Below are 23,135 nucleotides of genomic sequence, written 5' to 3' on the forward strand. Positions count from 1 at the left end.
CGGACCGCACGACTACAATGAGCAGCGCCGTGACTTGTTCAAGCCACGGCGCCGGATTTCCTGAAGCGAACGCGAGCCGTCCGCGACGACCTTGGCTCAGTCGTCGTCGTCCTCGTCGTCGATCTTGTCGAAGAACGAATAGCGCAGGCTGTCGGCGTCGCTGTACCACTGGCCGGGGCCCCTGCCCGCCTTCACCGCGAGCTCCCACAGCGCGTCGCCGCAATCGTTGCGATGGACCGACAGGTCGAAGCCGTTGGAGAAGAACAGCTCCGACCACTCCCACCAGGTGCCGAGCTTCTTGATGCCGCGCAGCAGGTCGTAGCGATCGATCACACCCGCATCCATGTCGCTGGTCACCGAGCCGAACACCAGGCCGGTGCGGGCGACACGACGCAGTTCGCGGATCGCCTTGACCACGCGGTTCTCGGCGACGTGGCACAGGCTGGTTTCGAATACGAAGTCGAATTCCTCGTCCTCGAACGGCAGGTCGGTGATCGAGCCCAGCTTGTTGAAGGGCTTCAGCGCTTCCGGGGTCTTGCCGTGGATGAAGCGGTTGTTCTCGACGCCGTAGGCATCGACGCCGCGCTGCCGCAGCGCGCCGACCAGCTCGCCGCTGGCGGAGCCGGCGACCAGCAGCTTATAGCCGTGCGGCGCGTCCCACACCGTCTTGATGGTCTGGATCAGATAGTCCGGATCGGTGAACCGGCTCCAGACCTCGCGATACGGGCCCTGGTTGCGATAGTTCTCGAAATAGTCGCGGTCGATCTTGTCGGAGACCGGCTTGCCGTCATTGGCACGGGCACGGCGCAGCTTCATCGTCTCGGTGACGATGATGTCGGTGGCGGCGTCCGAGGAATCCAGCAGACCGTTCAGCGTCGAATCGAACAGATAGTCACCGACGATCACGAACCCCGGATGGTTCTTCGGCTCGGGGCGATGATTGGTCATGACGTCGCGCACCGGCAGGCCGCCGGGAATGCAGTTCACCGACGACAGCCAGCGGTGGGTCTTGCCTTCCAGGAAATGCCCGCGAACGTCGCCGAGCGCAGCCGGCAGCGACTTCAGCGCCAGCTCGATCAGCTCCTTGTCGGTCAGATTCGAGAATGCCAGCGCGTCCGAGCCGGCGATCAGGAAATTGAGCACGCCGTATTTGCCGACGTCGTGGCGCGAGCCTTCGTTGTAGACGCAGCAGCCGCCGAACGCTTCCGACATAAACCAGGAGCCCGGGATCTTGTCGCCCCAGAACGGGGAATCGAACAGCAGCGAGATCCGCAAATAGTGCGCCGGGCGATCGAAATAGGCGACGTGCTTGACCATCGCCTTGCGCAGTTGCTCATTGCCCCAGCTCAGCGTGGCGAGCCAGTTGTGCGGCAGGCACATCAGCACGAGGTCGAAATCGCGCGTCTCCGGCCCCTTGCCGTTCATCATGTTCAGCTCATAGCGGCCGCTGTCGGTCTTGCCGACCTTGAGGACGCGGTGATTGAACTGGATGTCGGCGTCGATCTCCGAACGCAGGCACTCGATCAGCTGCTCGTTGCCGTTCTGGATCGAATACAGGCCGATATAGCCGTCGATATCCATCACGAAATTCTTGAGCGCGTTGAGGCCGTTGGTGTTGTGGCTCTCGGTGGCGATGTCGGACTTCGCCATCACCTTGAAGAAGCGTTTGGCGGTCGGGTCCTCGATCTCCTTGTCGAGTAGCTGCTCGCAATTGGTCCAGGCCCAGGGATGATCGTTGTCGTGCGCACCGACGCCTTCGTAGTATTCGGTCGGTGTGATCTGCTCGCTGCACGTCTTGCGGAATGCGACGATCGCTTCGGCGGTCTTGTCGCCGTACTTCTTGCGCATGCCGGGCACGTCGTTGAGCAGTTCGCCGTCGAGCTGCACCTGCTCGGCATCCATCGGGATGGTCTGCAGCCCAAAATGCTGCACCAGTTCCCGCAACGGATCCGGGCCCGTCATCGAGTAGTCGTACAGCTCGGCAACGCCGGCCTCGTACATCGCCGGCGCGGTCTCGAATTTCTGGGTGACGATCTTGCCACCGAGCCGGTCGGAGGCTTCGAAGATGGTGACCTTGCACAGGTCCCCGAGCTTTCGTTTGAGATACCAGGCGCTCATCAGACCGCCCGGGCCGCCACCTACGATTGCAAGATCAAACATCGTGTTCTTTCAGAAACATCGCCGCAGCGTCCGCCGCGCGTGCCGGTTCGCGTCGCGGCTCCTGTCAGGGCCGTGATTCTCTGAGAAAATCAGCTTCGCTTCAATGGCTTAAGGCTGATTTTGACGTCGAAACCGGCGCCCCATGCCGGGATCGCTTGGCTCGGAATACAGCAAGGCGCTTTTCACCTGAAGGGAAGATGAACGAAGCGTAAGGTTGGGCACAAAACGCGGCCGCTCAGCCGTTCGCGGGGCCAAATTGGCTACCGAATGGCTGATTTTGCCGAGGCTTCGACTGGCGGCGCCCGTGATCGAGGCGCCCTTTCGCCTCACCTTGCGTCGTACAACCGGCGCTCGGCGCTGTTCAGCAGATCGCGAGCGACGCTCGACAACGGCGAGTCGACGGCGCGGAGACGGTCAAACTCGAACAGATCGAGCCGTAGGATCTCGACCTCACCCGCGATCGGGTCGCGATAGCAGGCGCCCGTCCGCCGCCAGCCGAATGGCAGGAGTAGGTCGCGCAACGACGGCGCGGCGGCAATCAAGCCGGATCTGGCGCCGGCGAGCATCGCGCTGCGATACGCCTGCCGGAACAGCGGTACGATCATCGCCCGTGCCGGGCGCTCCGCAAGCATCGCGAACTGGACATGCAGAACCAGGGTGGAGAGCTCGTCCGGCGCAGCGGCTTCCAGCAGGCGAGCGACACCGGCCTCGTGGTCCGCATCGGCGGCACGGACCAGCCGCACGGTGGCCAGCATCCGCTGCTGCCGCGCAGCGATCAGCACCAAGCTGCGCCGCGCGCAGGCGGCAGCCGCGGTCCGGTCAGCACGCTCGGTGGCCGGGGTAAGGTCGCCGATCGCGCCAATCGATCTGCGGTTCAACCGCCAGGCCGCCTGGCGGTCTTCGTCGGTCAGCATAATCACGATACCAGGCTCAGTGGCGAGCGCGGCGGCCGGCGGCCAAGGCGCCGGCGCGGCAAGAAGCGGCGGCTCAGGGGCGTCGAAATCGACTCGGAAGTAGTCGAGCAGGTCCAACGTTTGCATCGAAATGCCCGCTGTGATCGTGGTTACCTTTCAACTTGCGGATGTAGCCAAATACTCGCATCACCCGATCGGGTGACGTTACGTAAATTGCTGCGGGCTCGCTGGCGCAACCACAGGCTTCGGCACGATCGGCATCACGTCCAGACCGCTTTGCCGGCCAGCAGCGAGATCAGTTCCTGCTGACGCGACAGCCCGGTCTTCGACAGAACCTCTTTGAGCTGGCTCCGCACCGTCTCCCGAGAGACGCCGAGCGCGGTCGCAACCGCATCGACCGAGTGCGCCTCGCCGATGCCACGCGCGACCCGCGCCTCCGCCGGCGTCAAGTCGAACAGCCCCTGCAGAACGTCCGCGGTCGGCACTCTGGCGCGATCCACCGGGGTGGCGACCAGAAGCGCGATCGCCTGGGTGAAGACGTCCCGAGCCGACCCGCGGACCGGGATCAGGTGAAGCACCAACGGCAAATTGCCTTGCGAAGCCGCCACCGGAATCGACCTGACCGCCGGAGCGCTCGGCAGCGCGGCAACCGCTTCGGCGAACACGGCGTCGGCCGACCGATCGGCGATCGTCAGGCGTTGGGCGCGGTCCTGAAACACCGCAGGCACCAGGGCGTCGAACAACGCATTCGCCGCAAACACCCGGCCGGCGCCGCGCAGCACCGCGCCCGGCAAACCGAGAGCCTGTATCGCATCGGTCTGAGCTTTCGCCCGCTCGAACCCAATCCGGTTGGCCGTCATCGCGGCGCGCGCCATGTGCGGCCTCAGTTCGTCCAGCACATGCACGACGTCCGGCGGAACCGGCCCAAGATCGTGGTGTCGCGGCAGCAGGATCGAAATCACGTCCCCACTCGGAATCGGAATCAGCGTCCCGGCGCGATAGCCCATGCCGCTCGGTCGATAGAACTCCCGATAGATCGGATGCGTCGCGATCAGATCCGCGCTCACCAGATCGAGGTCGGTCAGGAACCCGGCATGGTTCTTCTGCTGCGCCCGGGACAGCAGCGGATCCCGATGCGCCCAATCCCGCATGAAGACCTGCAGCTGATCTTCCCAGCCCGGCGATACGATCCCGCTGGAGTAGCCGTCGCGCACCGCGAACAGTACGCCACGCTCGCCGCCGGAGATCGCGCTGAGTGCACCGAGAAGCTCGGGCCACAGCTGCGGCACGAGCGCAGCCTCGTAGATACGATCGACGAGACCGGCATAATCTGCAGGCAAAGTCATCGTTCGCTACACCGATCGAGTAGCGCCGCCGCAGCTACGACGCGCGCAGTACCACTCTTATATCAGGCATTCGCAGAGCTAACCGGCAGCCCGCGCCACGCGGCAGTATAGGCTCATTCAAATACGCGATGAAAACAAGACGCGCGTTCGCCAAAAACAGAAAGGCCGGGATTGCTCCCGGCCTTTGGATTTGTATCCGCGCCGCGGCGGTTATTCCGCCGGCGGCAGAGACAGCGGCTCGGCTTCCGGCGCAGCGGCCGGAACGATCGCCGCCTGCTTCTCGCGCTCGTCGAGGATCAGCCGGTCGCGCTTCACCGCAACTTCGCGGATCTTGGCCATCGAGGCGCCGGTGCCCGCCGGGATCAGCCGGCCGACGATGACGTTCTCCTTGAGGCCTTCCAGCGGATCGACCTTGCCGTTGACCGCGGCTTCGGTGAGCACCCGGGTGGTCTCCTGGAACGATGCCGCCGAGAAGAACGAGCGGGTCTGCAAGCTGGCCTTGGTGATGCCCAGCAGAACAGGGTTGCCGGTTGCCGGCTTCTTGCCCTCCTCGAGCGCCTTGGCGTTGAGCGCGTTGAACTCGATCTTGTCGACCTGCTCGCCCGAAATCATGTCGGTCTCGCCCTGGTCGGTGACCTCGATCTTCTGCAGCATCTGGCGAACGATCACCTCGATGTGCTTGTCGTTGATCAACACGCCCTGGAGTCGATAGACCTCCTGGATTTCGTTGACGAGATAGGCCGCGAGTTCCTCGATGCCCTTGATCGCCAGGATGTCGTGCGGCGCCGGATTGCCCTCGACGATGAAGTCGCCCTTTTCGACGACGTCGCCGTCCTGCAAGTGGATGTGCTTGCCCTTCGGGATCAGGTACTCGCGCGCTTCCTCGTTCTTGTCGAGCGGCTCGATCGAGAGCCGGCGCTTGTTCTTGTAGTCGCGACCGAACCGAATGGTGCCGGCGATCTCGGCGATGATCGCCGCATCCTTCGGCCGCCGCGCTTCGAACAGCTCCGCCACCCGCGGCAGACCGCCGGTGATGTCGCGGGTCTTGGCGCTCTCGGTCGAGATACGCGCGAGGATGTCGCCCGGCTTGACCTGGGCACCGACGTCGACCGACAGAATGGCGTCGACCGACAGCATGTAGCGGGCGTCGCCGCCACGCGCCAGCTTCAGCACCTTGCCGTCCTTGCCCTTGATCACGATCGCCGGACGCAGGTCCGCGCCGCCGCGGGTCGAACGCCAGTCGATGACGATACGCTTGGCGATACCGGTCGACTCGTCGAGCGTTTCGGAGATCGACTGATCCTCGATCAGATCCTCGAAGTCGATGGTCCCTTCGACCTCAGTGAGGATCGGACGGGTGTACGGATCCCACTCGGCGATGCGCTGGCCGCGCTTGACCATATCGCCCTCGTCGACGTGCACGCGCGCGCCGTACTGGATGCGATGGGTCGCACGCTCGGTGCCGTCCGGATCGACGATCGCGATCACCATGTTGCGGACCATCGCAACATTGTGGCCTTCGCCGTTGCGGGCGATGGCGCGGTTCTTGATCACGATCTTGCCGTCGAAGTTCGACTCGATCACCGACTGCTCGTTGATCTGCGCCGCGCCGCCGATGTGGAAGGTACGCATCGTCAGCTGGGTGCCCGGCTCGCCGATCGACTGCGCCGCGATGACGCCGACGGCTTCGCCGTGGTTGACCGGAGTACCGCGGGCGAGATCGCGCCCGTAGCACTTGCCGCAGATGCCGTTGATCAGCTCGCAGGTCAGCGCCGAGCGGATCTTCACTTCCTGCACGCCGGCCTGATGGATCGCCTCGACGTCCCGCTCCTCCATCAGATCACCGCGCTTGACGATAATCTCGTTGGTGGCCGGGTCGCGCACGTCCTCGCCCGCGGTGCGGCCAAGGATACGGCTGCCCAGCGAAGCGACCACGGTACCGGCGTCGACGATCGCCCGCATCTTGATCCCGAGCGAGGTGCCGCAGTCGGCCTGCGTAATGATGCAGTCCTGCGCCACGTCGACCAGACGGCGGGTCAGGTAGCCCGAGTTCGCCGTCTTCAGCGCGGTATCGGCGAGCCCCTTACGGGCGCCGTGGGTCGAGTTGAAGTACTCGAGAACCGACAGACCTTCCTTGAAGTTGGAAATGATCGGCGTCTCGATGATCTCACCCGACGGCTTGGCCATCAGACCGCGCATACCGGCGAGCTGACGCATCTGCTCGGGCGAACCACGCGCACCGGAGTGGGCCATCATGTAGATCGAGTTGACCTGCTGTTCGGAGCCGTCCGGCGCCTTCCGAACCGCGGAGATCTCCTTCATCATCTCCTTGGCGATTTCTTCGGTAGCCTTCGACCAGGCGTCGACCACCTTGTTGTACTTCTCGCCGTGAGTGATCAGGCCGTCGTTGTACTGCTGCTCGAAGTCCTTCGCGAGCGTCCGGGTGGTGTCGACGATCTTCCACTTCGAGCCCGGCACGACCATGTCGTCCTTGCCGAACGAGATACCGGCCTTGAACGCGTTGAAGAAGCCGAGCGCCATGATCCGGTCGCAGAAGATCACCGTCTCCTTCTGACCGCAGTGACGATACACTTGGTCGATGACGCCGGAGATCTCGCGCTTGGTCATCAGCTTGTTGATGACCTCGAACGGCAGCTTCGGCGACTTCGGCAGCACCTGACCAAGCAGGATGCGACCGGCGGTGGTCTCCAGCAGACGAACCGTCTCCTGGCCCTCCTCGTTCACCCAGTGCCAGCGATACTTGATCTTGGTGTGGAGGTGGATGACCTTCGAGTACAGCGCATGCTCGAGCTCGGAGAGATCGCCGAACACCTTGCCCTCGCCCGGCAGGCCTTCCCGCATGATCGACAGGTAGTACAGGCCGAGCACGATGTCCTGCGACGGCACGATGATCGGCTGGCCGTTCGCCGGATGCAGGATGTTGTTGGTCGACATCATCAGCACGCGCGCTTCCAGCTGCGCTTCGAGCGACAGCGGAACGTGCACGGCCATCTGGTCGCCGTCGAAGTCGGCGTTGAACGCCGAACACACCAGCGGATGCAGCTGGATCGCCTTGCCTTCGATCAGCACCGGCTCGAACGCCTGAATGCCGAGACGATGCAGCGTCGGAGCGCGGTTCAGCAGCACCGGATGTTCGCGGATCACCTCGTCGAGGATGTCCCAAACCTCCGGCCGCTCCTTCTCGACCAGCTTCTTGGCCTGCTTGACGGTGGTCGACAGACCCTTGGCGTCGAGCCGCGAGTAGATGAACGGCTTGAACAGTTCGAGCGCCATCTTCTTCGGCAGGCCGCACTGGTGCAGCTTCAGCTCCGGACCGACGACGATGACAGAACGGCCCGAATAGTCGACGCGCTTGCCGAGCAGGTTCTGACGGAAGCGGCCCTGCTTGCCCTTCAGCATGTCGGCGAGCGACTTCAGCGGACGCTTGTTGGCGCCGGTGATGACGCGGCCGCGGCGACCGTTGTCGAACAGCGCGTCCACAGCTTCCTGCAGCATGCGCTTTTCGTTGCGGATGATGATGTCCGGCGCGCGCAGCTCCATCAGCCGCTTCAAGCGGTTGTTACGGTTGATGACGCGGCGATACAGGTCGTTGAGGTCCGAGGTCGCGAACCGGCCGCCGTCGAGCGGCACCAGCGGGCGCAGATCCGGCGGGATCACCGGCACGACCGTGAGGATCATCCACTCCGGCTTATTGCCGGAATAGCGGAACGCTTCGACGATCTTCAGCCGCTTGGCGAGCTTCTTGTGCTTGATGTCGGAATCGGTCTCGGCCATCTCGGCGCGCAGCTGCGCGTCGATCTTTTCGAGTTCGAGGCCCTTCAGCAGCTCGCGGATCGCCTCGGCGCCGATCATCGCGGTGAACGAATCCTGGCCGTACTGATCCTGGGCGCGCAGGTACTCTTCCTCGCTCAGGAGCTGACGCTCCTTGAGGTCGGTGAGACCCGGCTCCAGCACCACGTAGTACTCGAAGTACAGGATCCGCTCGAGGTCCTTCAACGTCATGTCGAGCAGCTGCCCGATGCGCGACGGCAAGGACTTCAGGAACCAGATGTGAGCGACCGGCGCGGCAAGCTCGATGTGGCCCATGCGCTCGCGACGGACGCGGCTGAGCGTGACTTCGACCGAGCACTTCTCGCAGATGATGCCCTTGTACTTCATCCGCTTGTACTTGCCGCACAAGCACTCGTAGTCCTTGATCGGCCCGAAGATGCGGGCGCAGAACAGGCCGTCGCGCTCGGGCTTGAAGGTACGGTAGTTGATCGTTTCCGGCTTCTTGATCTCGCCGTACGACCACGACAGAATCTTCTCCGGCGACGCGATCGAGATCCGGATCTGGTCGAAGACCTGAGCCGGCGTCGTCGGGTTGAAGAGATTCATAATTTCCTGGTTCATCGCCATCTCCTCGCGTGCCGGTCGTCACCAGCCGCAAAATCGGAATTCCAGAGGCATTCCCCGCCGCGCGCGTCGCGCTGGCGCGGCAGAGACACCCGGCGGCCGGCGCAAAGCGCGCGCCGCCGGGGTCGACGCATTGAGTTACTCGGCCGCTTCGGCCGGAGGCGGCGCCGCCAACTTGGAATTGTGCAAGTCGACGTTGAGGCCGAGCGAGCGCATTTCCTTGACGAGCACGTTGAACGATTCCGGAATACCGGCCTCGAACGTGTCGTCGCCACGCACGATCGCCTCGTACACCTTGGTGCGGCCGGCGACGTCGTCCGACTTCACCGTCAGCATTTCCTGTAGCGTATAGGCCGCGCCGTAGGCTTCGAGTGCCCACACCTCCATTTCGCCGAAGCGCTGACCGCCGAACTGCGCCTTACCGCCCAGCGGCTGCTGGGTGACGAGCGAGTACGGACCGATCGACCGGGCGTGGATCTTGTCGTCCACGAGGTGATGCAGCTTCAGCATGTAGATGTAGCCGACGGTGACGCGACGATCGAACTGATCGCCGGTGCGGCCGTCGTACACGGTCGACTGACCCGAAGCGTCGAAGCCCGCGAGCTTCAACATCTCTTCGATGTCGGCCTCCTTGGCGCCGTCGAACACCGGGGTCGCGATCGGCACGCCGTGGCTGAGATTGCGGCCGAGCTCGAGCAGTTCGCCGTCGTCGAGCGACTTGATGGTCTCGTGCTCGCCGTAGATCTTGCGCAGGGTCTCGCGCAGCGGCGTGAGGTCCTGGCTCTGGTAGTAGCTGTCGATGGTCTCGCCGATGCGCTTGCCGAGACCGGCGCACGCCCAGCCGAGATGCGTCTCGAGGATCTGACCGACGTTCATGCGGCTCGGCACGCCGAGCGGGTTCAGCACGATGTCGGCGTGGGTACCGTCCTCCAGGAACGGCATGTCCTCGATCGGCACGATCTTCGACACAACGCCCTTGTTGCCGTGGCGGCCGGCCATCTTGTCGCCCGGCTGGATCTTGCGCTTCACCGCGACGAAGACCTTGACCATCTTCATCACGCCGGGCGGCAATTCGTCGCCGCGCTGCAGCTTCTCGACCTTGTCGAGGAAGCGCTGTTCGAGGCCCTTCTTCGACTCGTCGTACTGCTTCCGCATGGCCTCGATTTCGGCCATCAGCTTGTCGTTCGGCGCCGCGAACAGCCACCACTGCGACTTCGGATACTCTTCGAGCTCCGCGCGGGTGATCTTGGTGTCCTTCTTGAAGCCCTTCGGACCGGCGATGCCCTGGCGGCCGTCGAGCAGGTCGGCGAGACGGCCGTAGACGTTACGGTCGAGAATCGCCTGCTCGTCGTCGCGGTCCTTGGCGAGGCGCTCGATCTCTTCCCGCTCGATCGCCAGCGCACGTTCGTCTTTGTCGACGCCGTGGCGGTTGAATACGCGGACTTCGACGATGGTGCCCTGCACGCCCGGCGGGACCCGCAGCGAGGTGTCGCGAACGTCCGAGGCCTTCTCACCGAAGATGGCGCGCAGCAGCTTTTCTTCCGGCGTCATCGGGCTTTCGCCCTTTGGCGTGATCTTGCCGACCAGGATGTCGCCGGCGCGAACTTCGGCGCCGATGTAGACGATGCCGGCTTCGTCGAGGTTCTTCAGCGCTTCTTCCGAGACGTTCGGAATGTCGCGGGTGATTTCCTCGGGACCGAGCTTGGTGTCGCGGGCCATCACCTCGAATTCCTCGATGTGGATCGAGGTGAAGACGTCTTCCTTCACGATCCGCTCGGAGAGCAGGATCGAGTCTTCGAAGTTGTAGCCGTTCCACGGCATGAACGCGACCAGCACGTTGCGGCCGAGCGCGAGCTCACCGAGATCGGTCGACGGACCGTCGGCGATGATGTCGCCCTTCTTGACGTGGTCGCCGACCTTCACCAGCGGACGCTGGTTGATGCAGGTCGACTGGTTGGAGCGCTGGTACTTCATCAGCCGGTAGATATCGACGCCCGACTTGGTCGGATCGAGGTCCTCGGTGGCGCGGATCACGACGCGGGTGGCGTCGATCTGGTCGATCACGCCGGTGCGGCGCGCGGCGATCGCCGCGCCCGAGTCACGGGCGACCACGCCTTCCATGCCGGTGCCGACAAACGGCGCCTCGGCGCGAACCAGCGGCACCGCCTGGCGCTGCATGTTCGAGCCCATCAGCGCGCGGTTGGCGTCGTCGTTCTCGAGGAACGGGATCAGCGCCGCGGCGACCGAAACCAGCTGCTTCGGCGACACGTCCATGTAGTCGACCTGGTCGGCCGGCATCGGAACGACGTCGCGGGTGCCGCCGGCGCGGCAGACCACCAGATCGTCGGTGAAGCGGCCCTTGGCGTCGAGCGCCACGTTGGCCTGCGCGACCGCGTAGCGGCCCTCTTCCATCGCCGACAGATACACCACCTCGTCGGTGACGCAGCCTTCCTTGACCTTGCGGTACGGAGTCTCGACGAAGCCGTATTTGTTGACGCGGGCGAAGGTCGCCAGCGAGTTGATCAGACCGATGTTCGGACCTTCCGGCGTCTCGATCGGGCAGATACGGCCGTAATGGGTCGGATGCACGTCGCGGACTTCGAAGCCGGCGCGCTCGCGGGTCAGACCGCCCGGGCCGAGCGCCGACAGGCGCCGCTTGTGGGTGATCTCCGACAGCGGGTTGGTCTGGTCCATGAACTGCGACAGCTGCGAGCTACCGAAGAACTCGCGCACCGCGGCAGCCGCCGGCTTGGCGTTGATCAGGTCCTGCGGCATCACGGTGTCGATGTCGACGCTCGACATGCGTTCCTTGATGGCGCGCTCCATGCGCAGCAGGCCGATGCGATACTGATTTTCCATCAGCTCGCCGACCGAACGCACACGACGGTTGCCGAGATGGTCGATATCGTCGATCTCGCCCTTGCCGTCCCGCAGGCCGACCAGGGTCTTGATCACCGCCAGGATGTCTTCCTTGCGCAGCGTGCGATGGGTGTCCGGCGCATCGAGGTCGAGGCGCATGTTCATCTTGACGCGGCCGACCGCCGACAGGTCGTAGCGCTCGGCGTCGAAGAACAGCGACTGGAACATGTTCTGCGCGGATTCCAGCGTCGGCGGCTCGCCCGGACGCATCACCCGGTAGATGTCGAACAGCGCGTCTTCACGCGTCATGTTCTTGTCGGCGTTCAACGTGTTGCGGATGTAGGGGCCGACATTGACGTGGTCGATGTCGAGCAGAGGAAGCTCCTTGTAGCCCTCCTCGTTGAGCATCTTCAGCGTCTTGTCGGTGATCTCCTCACCGGCTTCCGCATAGATCTCGCCCGTCTTCGGGTTGACCAGATCCTCGGCCAGATAGTTGCCGACGAGCTCCTCGTCGGACATCCGCAGCGCCTTGAGGCCCTTCTCCTGGAGCTGGCGGGCGGCACGCACGGTCAGCTTCTTGCCGGCCTCGAGCACCACCTTGCCGGTGTCGGCGTCGATCAGGTCGTTGACGGTCGAGTAGCCACGGAAGCGATTGACGTCGAACGGAACGCGCCAGCCTTCCTTGGTCCGCTTGTAGAGGATCTTGTTGTAGAACGTCGACAGGATCTCTTCGCCGTCGAGGCCGAGGGCGAACATCAGCGACGTCACCGGCAGCTTGCGGCGACGGTCAATACGCGCATAAACGATGTCCTTGGCGTCGAACTCGATGTCGAGCCAGGATCCGCGATACGGGATGATGCGGGCGGCGAACAGCAGCTTGCCCGACGAGTGGGTCTTGCCCTTGTCGTGGTCGAAGAACACGCCCGGCGACCGGTGCATCTGGGAGACGATGACGCGCTCGGTGCCGTTGACGATGAAGGTACCGTTCATCGTCATCAGCGGGATGTCGCCCATGTAGACATCCTGCTCCTTGATGTCCTTCACGGAGCGGGCGCCGGTTTCCTCATCGATATCGAACACGATCAGGCGCAGCGTCACCTTCAGCGGCGCAGCATAGGTCATGCCGCGCTGGCGGCACTCGTCGACGTCGTACTTCGGCGGTTCGAACTCGTAACGAACGAATTCGAGCATCGAGGCGTTGGAGAAGTCCGAGATCGGGAAGACCGACCGGAACACCGCCTGCAAGCCCTCGTCCGGCCGCCCGCCGGGCGGCTCGGCGACCATCAGGAACTGGTCGTAGGACGCCTTCTGAACCTCGATGAGGTTCGGCATCTCCGCGACTTCCCGGATGTGACCGAAAAACTTGCGAACGCGTTTGCGACCGGTGAACGTCTGCTGCGCCATCGTGGCCTCTCGTTTCGTCGCCCGGTTGGGCGAACCGTCCGGAGCGCGAGCCGCCTCGCCCCCGGGTTGAATACCGAACATCCGAAATTCAGGAGCCAGATTTCAGGAACTAAATCCTAAGTCGGCTCAGCACTAATTCCGAACGCAAAATAACGCGCGGGGCGCTGCCGCACCCGCCCGTCGAAAACCTCGTCGTCACAGACCGAAAAAGCCCGAAATTGCCGATTCTCCTAAAGGCTGCGCGGACACGTTACCACGCCCATCGCGCCTGCGCTTTCGTGCTGCCGAACCAATATGGGACGGCAATGTGGAGATTCGAGGGGTTGTACCCCCGCTTTTCCACACATTCCTGTGACGGCTTCGGGGAACAGCAGATCCTCCGCTCCCTGCCGCCGCGACCGGGGCCGGCGAACCGGCCCCAACCGCTGATGGTCGTCCGCCCTTCAGACCGTCATGGCCGGGCTTGTCCCGGCCATCCACGTTCTTGCGGGAGGCAGGTCCCGGGTCCCGCGATGCGCGCCCGGGACGGAACCCAAGTAACCTGCAGTTACTTGAGTTCGACCTTGGCGCCAGCCTTCTCGAGCTGGGCCTTGATCTTGTCGGCTTCTTCCTTGTTGACGCCTTCCTTGAGCGGCTTCGGAGCGCCTTCGACCAGATCCTTGGCTTCCTTGAGGCCCAGGCCGGTGATGGCGCGGACTTCCTTGATCACCTCGATCTTCTTGTCGCCAGCCGCGGCCAGGACAACAGTGAAGTCGGTCTTCTCTTCCGCCGGAGCAGCGGCGCCACCGGCGCCCGGAGCAGCGGCAACAGCAACGGCCGCAGCGGCCGAGACGCCCCACTTCTCTTCGAGCATCTTGGCGAGCTCGGCGGCTTCGAGCACGGTGAGGCTCGACAGGTCGTCAACAATCTTCTGCAGATCAGCCATTGAATCAGTTCCTTACGGGTATCAGTTCGAACCAGGGTTGATTGGGAGTGAAGCGTCAGGCCGCTTCGCTTTTGGAGGCATAGGCCTGAACCACGCGAGCCAGCTTGGCAGCCGGAGCAGTGGTGACCTGCGCGATCTTGGTCGCCGGGGCCTGGACGAGGCCGACCAGCTTGGCGCGCAGTTCATCGAGCGACGGCAGCGAGGCCAGGGCCTTCACACCATCGACGTTCAGGACGGTTTTGCCCATCGAACCGCCGAGAATGACGAACTTCTCGTTCGCCTTGGCGAATTCGACGGCAACTTTCGGCGCCGCGACCGGATCGCTGGATGTAGCGATCACAGTCGGCCCCTTCAGCAGGGAGCCGATGGCTGCGACGTCGGTGCCTTCAAGAGCAATTTTGGCGAGACGGTTCTTCGAGACCTTCACCGAGGCGCCCGCCTGCTTCATCTGCTGACGCAGCTTCTGCATCTGGGCAACGGTGAGGCCGGAATAGTGAGCGACGATCGCGACGCTGGTGGTCTGGAACAGACCGTTCAGCGATTCGACCGCCTCTTTTTTTGCCGCTCTTTCCACAGCAAGCTCTCTCCGGTTGGCGGTCTCTGCGAGCAGGACCACCGGGTTACACCCACCGTCCCGCTCCAACCCGACCCCGAGGCACAAGCCTCCAAGGACACGTAGGGCGAGACGATCGTGAATTGCCTGCCCTCCCGAACCGGCTGCGGCTATCGCCTTCGCCCGAACGGGGTGTCGAGGTTCGAACCCTATCCGCATCCCGACGCCCGTAGCGTTGGGACACAAAATCCGGTCTTCACCCGTCTATGCAGGCCGTATAATTAAGCCTCTGAGGAAACGATCGCTTCCGCTTCGGCGCCTGCAGTCTCGGACAGGACCAAGATCGTCTTGCAGACAGTCCGGCAAGCCGGCCAATCGTGCTTTCCGATCCCTGCTCGCATTCCGATCGGGCGACAGTGCTCTGTGTCCTTCAGCGATCCGGGTGGATGAGTTGAAGGAACAGTCTCCTATCGACAAGGTCATTGGAATGCGCGCACGAGCGCGCCAGCCACAGCCGGCACGCCCGGAGCGGGGTGTTTAGCGAGTCTTAATGCGCTTGCCAAGAGCAAACTTCGCCGACCGGCACGATTTTGGCATAGCGCCCAGCACGGGGCGCGCGCAGCGGCAGCGACTTCGGGAATCCTGCCGGATCGGGCCGGCGCGCGCAAGCCTTCCGGGGTCAAAACTGGCGCGACTGCTCAGCCCTTCGGGCAGGCAGCGCCGGCCTCCGCCCACGCCTTGATCAGCGCACCGAACTGTTTCTGAGTTCCGGGCGCCGGGGTGCGCCCCTCGCCCGGATGCCAGCCCCAGCCGACCAGCTCATCCTCAGCCATATGATGCACGAGCGCGGCCATGTCCTTGTCACCGTTGCGGGTTCGGTCCTTGATCTGGACGCAGATCTGGCCCAGCGTCTTGCCCTGCCAAGCCATCTCCTGCGGCGCCAAGGCCCATTTTGGATTGCCCGGCACGCCGGCCGAATCGAAGTTCGCCTGGTGATGGCAGGTGGTGCAGGCCAGGCCGCCGGGCGGTCCGAGTCCGTGCTCGCCGCGGACCACCAGCGGCTGATGCGGCCGCATCGCGTCGGTCTGGGTCGGCCGGTCGCCGGCCGGGTGGCAGTTCATACAGCGCGGCGAGGTGATGACTTTGCCGGCCTCCTCGAACAGCGCGATCGCCCGCTTCTGCTTGTCGCGGATCTTGGCGAAGTCCGAAACAGGCCGGAGCTGGGTGGAGTCGGCCACGCGGCTGGCGGCGTCGGCTTCTCCTAGCAGCAGCGGAGCAGCGGCCACGACCAGGCTCGCCGTCACCATCGCGGCGAAGCCGGCCAGAACCGTCTGACGAATCCGGCTCATGCGCCTGCTCCCGGCACGATCGGCAATTGTCGCGGCCGGCCGAGACCGAGCCTGGCCATTGCATTGGCGACCGCCGGCCCAAGCGGCGGCACGCCGGGCTCGCCGACCCCGGTCGGCTTCTCGGTGGACTGAACGATGGTGACGTCGACCTCCGGCATTTCGTCGATCCGCAGCGACCGGTAGGTGTCGAAATTACCGGCGACCGGACGCCCCTGGTCGAGCGGCTGTTCGGCATAGAGGATGTGGCCGAGTGCGAAGCCGACCCCGCCCTCCATCTGGGCGCGGATGATGTCCGGATTGACCGCCACCCCGCAGTCCACCGCGACCCAGACCTTATGCACCTTGGGTCCGCTGTCGCCGACCGACATTTCGACGATCTGTGCCACGAAGGTGTTGAAGCTCTCGACCACCGCAACCCCGCGGGCGCGCCCGGATTCCAGCTTGGCGCCCTTCCAGTCGGCCTTCTCGGCCACCGCGCGCAGCACGCCGGCGTGGCGGGGCTTGTCCTGCATCATGGCCAGCCGGCCCTCGACCGGGTCCTGCCCGGCAGCTTCCAGCAACTGATCGACGAACGCCTCGACCGCATAGCCGGTGTGGGTATGGCCGACCGACCGCCACCACAGCACCGGAATGCCGATCTCGACCTGATGCGCCTCGCATCTGAAATTGGCGATGTCGTAAGGCAGCTCGTTCGAGCCTTCGACGAGAGTGGGGTCGAGGCCGTCTTTCATCATCGCCTCGAACGCCGATCCCTTCATGATCGACTGGCCGACGATGGTGTCGCTCCAGGCGGCAATCTTGCCGTCCTTCACCACCCCCCGCATCCGGTGCAGGCCGAACGGCCGATAGAACCCGCCGCGCATGTCGTCCTCACGGGTCCACACCAGCTTGATCGGCCGACCCGGGCCGAACGCCTTGGCCACCTCGGCGAGCTCGCGCGCGACCTGTGCCGATTGCTGGGCGCGGCGGCCGAAGCTGCCGCCAGCCAGGATGGTCTGCAGCTTGATCTTGTCGACGCCGATGCCGAGCACATCGGCGATCACCCCGTGATCGGGGGTTGGAAACTGGCAACCGTACCGCGCCGAAGCGGTCTCACCCTGCCAGTGAATGAAGCCGTTGAGCGGCTCCATCGGCGCATGCGCCAGATATGGAAACACGAACTCGGCCTCAACGAGCTGGCCACCATCAGCGACTGCGGCGTCGAAATCGCCCTTCGCCTTGACGACGCGGCCGGCCTTTTTCGACAGCTCACGGAACTCGCCGAGGATATTGGCGGTGCTGCGCGTCTCCGCGGAGGAGTCGTCCCAGCTGATCTTCAGCTTGTCGCGACCCTGCTTGGCCGGCCAGAAGCCGGTGGCATACACCGCGACACCAGTCGGCACCTGCTTGATTTCGACGACGCCAGGCACCTTCCTGGCTTCGGTCGCATCGAACGACGCGACCTTGCCGCCGAACCGCGGCGACCGCGCGACCAGCACGGTCAACGTCTCCGGCTCGTTGATATCGAGGGTGAACACCGCCGAGCCGTTGGACTTCTCGACGCTGTCGAGACGCTTGACCGCCCCATCCTTGCCGATCAGCTTGAACTCGGATGGATCCTTCAGTTTCGGATCCGCCGGCACCGGCATCTGCATCGCCTTATCGGCGAACTCGCCGAACCGCCCCTCCTTGCCGGAGCGATGACGTATGATCCCATTCTCGACCGTGATCTCGCCGGCCGGCACGTCCCAGCTTTCGGCGGCTGCAGCGACCAGCATTTCGCGGGCCGCAGCACCGACTTTCCGCATCTGATCATAGGAGTTGGCGATCGCACTGGAGCCGCCGGTGCCCTGCAGGCCGAACAGCAGGTTCTTGTACAGCGCCGGGTTCGACGGCGCATGTTCGGCGCGCATCTGCGCCCAATCGGCGTCGAGCTCTTCTGCGACCAGCGTCGCCATCCCGGTGAGCGGCCCCTGCCCCATCTCGATGTGCTTGCACAGCACGGTCACGGTGGAGTCCGGCTTGATGATCAGGAAGGTGTTGGGCGCGATGTTGACCTGCTGCGGCGCCGGCTGATTCTGGGCGAAGGCCGGCGTGCGGGCGGCGACATAGGCGCCGATCACCAGGCCCGCGCCGGCCTTGAGGACGCTGCGACGAGTGAGGCTGCGATCGTGCATGGTCATGCTCAGCCCTCCAGCGATTTCGCGGCTTGATGGATTGCGGCGCGGATGCGCACATAGGTCGCGCAGCGGCAGATGTTGCCGTTCATCGCCAGATCGATGTCCCGGTCGGTGGGGGCCTTGTTCTGCGCCAGCAGCGCAGTCGCGCTCATCACCTGGCCGGACTGGCAGTAGCCGCATTGCGGCACGTCGATCGCCGCCCAGGCGGCCTGCACCGCACGGCCCTCCTTGCTGCTGAGCCCTTCGATCGTGGTGATCTTGCGATCCCCCACCGCCGACACCGGCAGCGAGCACGAGCGCATGCTCTGGCCGTCGATGTGCACCGTGCAGGCGCCACATTGCGCGACGCCGCAGCCGTATTTGGTGCCGGTCAGTCCGGCGCCGTCACGGATCGCCCACAGCAGCGGCGTATCGGGATCGACGTCGACCGCATGCACCTGCCCGTTGATGGAAAGTGTAAACGCCGCCATCGGCGCGCCCTCCCTGAAATCAGGGAGCGAAACTAACTGCGACGAATTGGCAACTACAACTCACATCAAGTTGCGGCGAAATACCCGCTTGGCTGCGGAACAAAACTGAGCCTGCCGCGTTCCCCGGGCCTTCTCGCTGCGCACTATGCCTGGACCGGATACGGCAGCGGCCTTCCCTCGAAATACGCCGACAGATTGGCGATCACGCAATCCTGCATGGCAACGTGCGCCTCCTGGGTGTGGCCGCCGATATGCGGCGTCAGCACCACGTTCGGAAACTCCGCCAGCGCATCCGGCGCGTAGGGTTCCTGCGCGAACACGTCGAGACCTGCGGCCGCGATGTGTCCATCGGCGAGCGCCGCGATCAACGCGGGCTGATCGATCACCGAGCCGCGCGAGATGTTGACCAGCACACCGTTCGGCCCGAGCCGCTTCAGCATGTTGGCATCGATGATGTTCTCGGTGTCGGGGCCGGCGCGGACCGCGACCAGCAGCACGTCGCACCAGTCCACCAGCTCACCAAGGTCGCCAATGTAGCGATACGGCACGTCGTGACGGCTGCGGCTGTGGTAGGCGACCTCGGTCTCGAAACCGGCAACGCGGGCGGCGATCTTGCGGCCGATCTCGCCGATGCCGTAGACGCCGACCTTGGCGCCGGTCAGTCCGCGCGGCGGCTTCAGCAGCGGCGATGGCTTGGCGCCGGACCAGCCGCCCGCCCGCAGATAGGCGTCCGCCGGGATCACTCGCCGCATCAGCGCGAGCAGCAGCGTCATTGCCAGATCCGCCACCGCCGAGGCGTTGGCCGCCGGGCTGTTGCCGACCACGATGCCGCGCTCGGCGGCGGCTTTCAGATCGACGCCGTCATAGCCGGTGCCGTAGCAGATCACGGCGCCGAGCGCGGGCAGCATGTCGAGGGTTGCGCGGCCGAGCGGCTGCCCGCCCATCGTCAGCAGCGCGCGGACTCCCGCAAGATCGGCGGCACCGAACACCTGATCGGCCGGCTTGCCGGCAGTCTCCAACAGCTCGAACCGTTCGGCGAACCGCCCCAGCATCGACCTGCCGAACCGCGACGCCACCAGAACCTTGTCGGCCATTTCCGCCCCTCTCGTTTGTTGTTGTTCTTTCGAAGCAAACAAAAAGGGCGAACGGGTTGCCCCGTCCGCCCTCTCTCAAATGGCCATTCGTCCGGGCAACGGACTTAGTGGACGGTGCCCGGCTCGACCTTCACGCCCGGGCCCATTGTCGAGGACACCGCGACACGCTGAATGTAGGTGCCCTTGGCGCCGCTCGGCTTGGCCTTGTTGACCGCGTCCGCGAGCGCCTTGATGTTCTCGACCAGCTTGTCGGCCTCGAACGAGGCCTTGCCGACGCCGGCCTGGATGATACCGGCCTTCTCGACGCGGAACTCGACCGAACCGCCCTTGGCACCCTTTACCGCGCCGGCGACATCCATGGTCACCGTGCCGATCTTCGGGTTCGGCATCATGCCGCGCGGGCCGAGCACCTTACCGAGGCGGCCGACCAGGGGCATCATGTCCGGGGTGGCGATGCAGCGGTCGAAGTTGATGTTGCCGGCCTGAACCTGCTCCACCAGATCCTCCGCACCGACGACGTCGGCACCCGCGGCCTTGGCTTCGTCCGCCTTGGCGCCGCGCGCGAACACGCCGACGCGCACGGTGCGGCCGGTGCCGTTCGGCAGCATGACCACGCCGCGGACCATCTGGTCGGCGTGGCGCGGATCGACGCCGAGGTTGATCGCGACCTCGATGGTCTCGTCGAACTTCGAAATCGCACGCTCCTTGATCAGCTTCACCGCCTCGTCGAGCGGATACAGCTTGGTGCGGTCGATGCCTTCGCGGATCTTCTTCAGACGCTTACCGATTGCCATGATCCGTTACCCCTCGACCTGCAGGCCCATCGAGCGGGCAGAACCCTCGACCATGCGCATGGCCGACTCGACGGTGTCGCAATTGAGATCCTTCATCTTCTTCTCGGCGATCTCGCGCACCTGGGCGGAGGTCACCTTGCCGGCGAAGTCGCGGCCCGGCAGCTTGGAGCCGGATTGGATCTTGGCCGCCTGCTTGAGGAAGTAGGACATCGGCGGGGTCTTCATCTCGAAGGTGAACGACCGATCGGCGTAGATCGTGATCACCACCGGAATCGGCGTATTCTTCTCTTCCTTCTGGGTCTGCGCGTTGAACGCCTTGCAGAACTCCATGATGTTGAGGCCGCGCTGACCAAGCGCGGGACCGATCGGAGGCGACGGGTTGGCCGCTCCGGCCGGCACCTGCAACTTCAGGTATCCGGTCACTTTCTTTGCCATTTAACTCTCCTGTTGCCGGCGAACCGGCGGTTTCAGGTTTCGTGGTGGGGCGTCATCCGATGACTGGCGATCACCGGCACGCCTCCCACGTCTTTCAGAGCAGAGCCTCCACCCTACTCTACTCCGTCATGCCCGGACTTGATCCGGGCATGACGCCGTGGCTGGGGTTGTCCCCCTGCCACGACTTCGTACGATCAGACCTTCTCGACCTGACCGAATTCCAATTCGACCGGGGTGGCGCGGCCGAAGATCGAGACCGCGACCTTCACGCGCGAGCGCGCCTCGTCGATTTCCTCGACCACGCCGGAGAACGACGCGAACGGGCCGTCGGCGACACGTACGTTCTCGCCGATCTCGAACGACACCGACGCCTTCGGGCGCTCCACGCCTTCCTGCACCTGGTGCAGAATGCGCATCGCCTCGGATTCCGAGATCGGCATCGGCTTGTTCTCGGCGCCGAGGAAGCCGGTGACCTTCGGGGTGTTCTTGATCAGGTGGAACGCTTCGTCGGTCAGATTCATCTTCACCAGCACGTAGCCGGGGAAGAACTTGCGCTCGGCGTCGACCTTGCGGCCGCGGCGCACCTCGGTGACCTTCTCGGTCGGCACCAGCACCTGTTCGAACAGATCCTCCAGGCCTCGCTGCTTGGCCTGCTCGCGAATCGATTCCGCGACCTTCTTCTCGAAGTTCGAATAGGCGTGGACGATGTACCAGCGCATGCTCATAGGGCGGGGCCTGCCGTTAGACGCCGAGTACCAAGCGGATCAGCACGCTGATCACCTGGTCGGCGGCAAAAAAGAAAATCGAAGCCAGCGCCACCATCACGAACACCATGATCGTGGTGATCGAGGTTTCGCGGCGGGTCGGCCAGGTCACCTTGGCGGTCTCGCTCCGCACTTCCTGCAGGAATTTGAACGGGCTGAAAGCCATGGCGTGATCCGGGTCAGTCTCGATATCGGGTTGGTGAAAGCCAGACAGCCCTGTTGCGCCCAACCTTTGCCAAGGACCCCCTCAGCTTCAGGATGAGCCGTCAACCGGGCCCTGTTTTTCGGGAAAATCAAGCCGCGCCGGAAATCCGTCGAAGCGGGCCGGCAGCGAGTGGGGCCTTGTACGGCCAGATCGCCGAAACGTCAAGCTGCGGGCGGCTGTCGCAGCACGCGCACGGCCCCCTCGCGGCGCCCCGCCGAAGACAGAAAAGCCGTTTCAGTTTCAAGCAGCTGTCAGATTTTCGGAGCGCGCCTGGCAGGAGTGGCAGGGCTCGAACCTGCGACCCCCGGTTTTGGAGACCGGTGCTCTACCAATTGAGCTACACTCCTACGTCGACGTCGCCGCCGAACGGGGCGTTTGAAGCACAGCCGATGCCCTGCTGGCAAGTGGGATACGCGGTTAGGCTTTGGTCTATTCGACAGGTTCCACAGGCACGGCGTCCGGGCCGGCTCCGGAGTTGCGCTGCGATCGGGGCGCCGCCGCGCATTCCCGGTTGGCGCCCGTTCCCGGCGCATTCTCGAACACACAGCGGGTCGGCGGCGCTCCGCATACCCGGTCGAGCTCGCGGAAGCCGACACAATGCCCGTCCGGCGCCCGATAGCCGGTGCCGCCCTTGCAGCCGCAGCCTTTGCACGGCGGCAGCTCCGGACAGGCCGCCTCGCCTGCCGCCGGCCATGTCCATGCGACAAGAAAAGCCGCGCAAACGGCAAAGCGTCTGCGCGGCTTTCCGAAGCTCACCACGTCGATCGAGTTACTCGATGATCGCGGCGACGACGCCGGCGCCCACCGTGCGGCCGCCTTCGCGGATGGCGAAGCGCAGCTTTTCTTCCATCGCGATCGGCACGATCAGGTGCACTTCCATCGCGATGTTGTCGCCCGGCATCACCATCTCGGTGCCTTCCGGCAGGTGCACCACACCGGTCACGTCGGTGGTGCGGAAGTAGAACTGCGGACGGTAGTTGGTGAAGAACGGGGTGTGGCGGCCGCCCTCTTCCTTGGTCAGGATGTAGGCCTCGGCCTTGAACTTGGTGTGCGGCTTCACCGAACCCGGCTTGCACAGCACCTGGCCACGCTCGACTTCTTCACGCTTGGTGCCGCGCAGCAGCGCGCCGATGTTGTCGCCGGCCTGGCCCTGATCGAGCAGCTTGCGGAACATTTCGACGCCGGTGCAGGTGGTCTTCTGCGTCGGACGGATGCCGACGATCTCGATTTCCTCACCGACCTTGATCACGCCGCGTTCGACACGGCCGGTCACCACGGTGCCGCGGCC

At 64.5% G+C, this 23,135-nt stretch carries 16 protein-coding genes and 1 tRNA gene; all 17 read right to left on the reverse strand.

Annotated elements, in window-relative coordinates; genetic code table 11:
- Nucleotides 1-96 precede the first annotated feature (96 nt).
- The gene (locus tag DNX69_RS10420; protein WP_110785893.1) at nucleotides 97-2,160 is read right to left on the reverse strand and encodes an FAD-dependent oxidoreductase; all 2,064 of its coding nucleotides are present in this window, start codon (nucleotides 2,158-2,160) and stop codon (nucleotides 97-99) included.
- Nucleotides 2,161-2,486: 326 nt separating this feature from the next.
- Nucleotides 2,487-3,200 (reverse strand): hypothetical protein, encoded by a 714-nt coding sequence (locus DNX69_RS10425; RefSeq protein WP_110785894.1) that lies wholly within the window; start codon nucleotides 3,198-3,200, stop codon nucleotides 2,487-2,489.
- Between the two features lie 134 nt (nucleotides 3,201-3,334).
- The gene (locus DNX69_RS10430) at nucleotides 3,335-4,420 is read right to left on the reverse strand and encodes a helix-turn-helix transcriptional regulator (RefSeq protein WP_110785895.1); all 1,086 of its coding nucleotides are present in this window, start codon (nucleotides 4,418-4,420) and stop codon (nucleotides 3,335-3,337) included.
- A gap of 210 nt (nucleotides 4,421-4,630) precedes the next feature.
- On the reverse strand, nucleotides 4,631-8,833 hold the full coding sequence (rpoC, locus tag DNX69_RS10435; protein ID WP_110786067.1) for a DNA-directed RNA polymerase subunit beta': 4,203 nt from the start codon (nucleotides 8,831-8,833) through the stop codon (nucleotides 4,631-4,633).
- 141 nt (nucleotides 8,834-8,974) lie between these two features.
- The gene (gene rpoB, locus DNX69_RS10440) at nucleotides 8,975-13,099 is read right to left on the reverse strand and encodes a DNA-directed RNA polymerase subunit beta (protein ID WP_110785896.1); all 4,125 of its coding nucleotides are present in this window, start codon (nucleotides 13,097-13,099) and stop codon (nucleotides 8,975-8,977) included.
- Between the two features lie 547 nt (nucleotides 13,100-13,646).
- A complete protein-coding gene (gene rplL / locus DNX69_RS10445; protein WP_110785897.1) occupies nucleotides 13,647-14,024 on the reverse strand; it encodes a 50S ribosomal protein L7/L12 in 378 nt (125 codons plus the stop codon).
- A gap of 55 nt (nucleotides 14,025-14,079) precedes the next feature.
- On the reverse strand, nucleotides 14,080-14,598 hold the full coding sequence (gene rplJ / locus DNX69_RS10450; protein WP_013501904.1) for a 50S ribosomal protein L10: 519 nt from the start codon (nucleotides 14,596-14,598) through the stop codon (nucleotides 14,080-14,082).
- 677 nt (nucleotides 14,599-15,275) lie between these two features.
- The gene (locus tag DNX69_RS10455; RefSeq protein WP_110785898.1) at nucleotides 15,276-15,926 is read right to left on the reverse strand and encodes an Isoquinoline 1-oxidoreductase subunit; all 651 of its coding nucleotides are present in this window, start codon (nucleotides 15,924-15,926) and stop codon (nucleotides 15,276-15,278) included.
- Nucleotides 15,923-18,088, reverse strand: coding sequence for a xanthine dehydrogenase family protein molybdopterin-binding subunit (locus tag DNX69_RS10460; RefSeq protein ID WP_110785899.1), 2,166 nt, complete (start codon nucleotides 18,086-18,088; stop codon nucleotides 15,923-15,925). The genes DNX69_RS10455 and DNX69_RS10460 overlap by 4 nt, the downstream gene beginning before the upstream one ends.
- 2 nt (nucleotides 18,089-18,090) lie before the next feature.
- Nucleotides 18,091-18,555 carry a (2Fe-2S)-binding protein gene (locus DNX69_RS10465; RefSeq protein WP_110785900.1) on the reverse strand — a complete coding sequence of 155 codons (465 nt, stop codon included), beginning with the start codon at nucleotides 18,553-18,555 and terminating at the stop codon, nucleotides 18,091-18,093.
- A gap of 143 nt (nucleotides 18,556-18,698) precedes the next feature.
- On the reverse strand, nucleotides 18,699-19,649 hold the full coding sequence (locus tag DNX69_RS10470) for a 2-hydroxyacid dehydrogenase (protein WP_110785901.1): 951 nt from the start codon (nucleotides 19,647-19,649) through the stop codon (nucleotides 18,699-18,701).
- A 104-nt stretch (nucleotides 19,650-19,753) separates the two neighbouring features.
- Entirely contained in the window at nucleotides 19,754-20,443 is a 690-nt protein-coding gene (rplA, locus tag DNX69_RS10475; RefSeq protein ID WP_110785902.1) for a 50S ribosomal protein L1, read from the reverse strand.
- Nucleotides 20,444-20,449: 6 nt separating this feature from the next.
- Nucleotides 20,450-20,878: a 50S ribosomal protein L11 gene (rplK, locus tag DNX69_RS10480; protein ID WP_110785903.1), complete on the reverse strand. Its 429-nt coding sequence runs from the start codon at nucleotides 20,876-20,878 to the stop codon at nucleotides 20,450-20,452.
- Between the two features lie 194 nt (nucleotides 20,879-21,072).
- The gene (gene nusG / locus DNX69_RS10485; RefSeq protein ID WP_013501900.1) at nucleotides 21,073-21,603 is read right to left on the reverse strand and encodes a transcription termination/antitermination protein NusG; all 531 of its coding nucleotides are present in this window, start codon (nucleotides 21,601-21,603) and stop codon (nucleotides 21,073-21,075) included.
- 16 nt (nucleotides 21,604-21,619) lie between these two features.
- Complete coding sequence (secE, locus tag DNX69_RS10490; protein ID WP_110785904.1) at nucleotides 21,620-21,808, reverse strand: preprotein translocase subunit SecE; 189 nt, start codon at nucleotides 21,806-21,808, stop codon at nucleotides 21,620-21,622.
- 310 nt (nucleotides 21,809-22,118) lie between these two features.
- Nucleotides 22,119-22,194, reverse strand: a tRNA-Trp gene (locus tag DNX69_RS10495).
- 422 nt (nucleotides 22,195-22,616) lie between these two features.
- Nucleotides 22,617-23,135: EF-Tu/IF-2/RF-3 family GTPase (locus tag DNX69_RS10505; protein ID WP_249776200.1), on the reverse strand; the 519-nt coding region annotated here is incomplete at its 5' end.

The organism is Rhodopseudomonas palustris, assembly GCF_003226555.1.
Lineage (GTDB): Bacteria > Pseudomonadota > Alphaproteobacteria > Rhizobiales > Xanthobacteraceae > Rhodopseudomonas > Rhodopseudomonas palustris_I.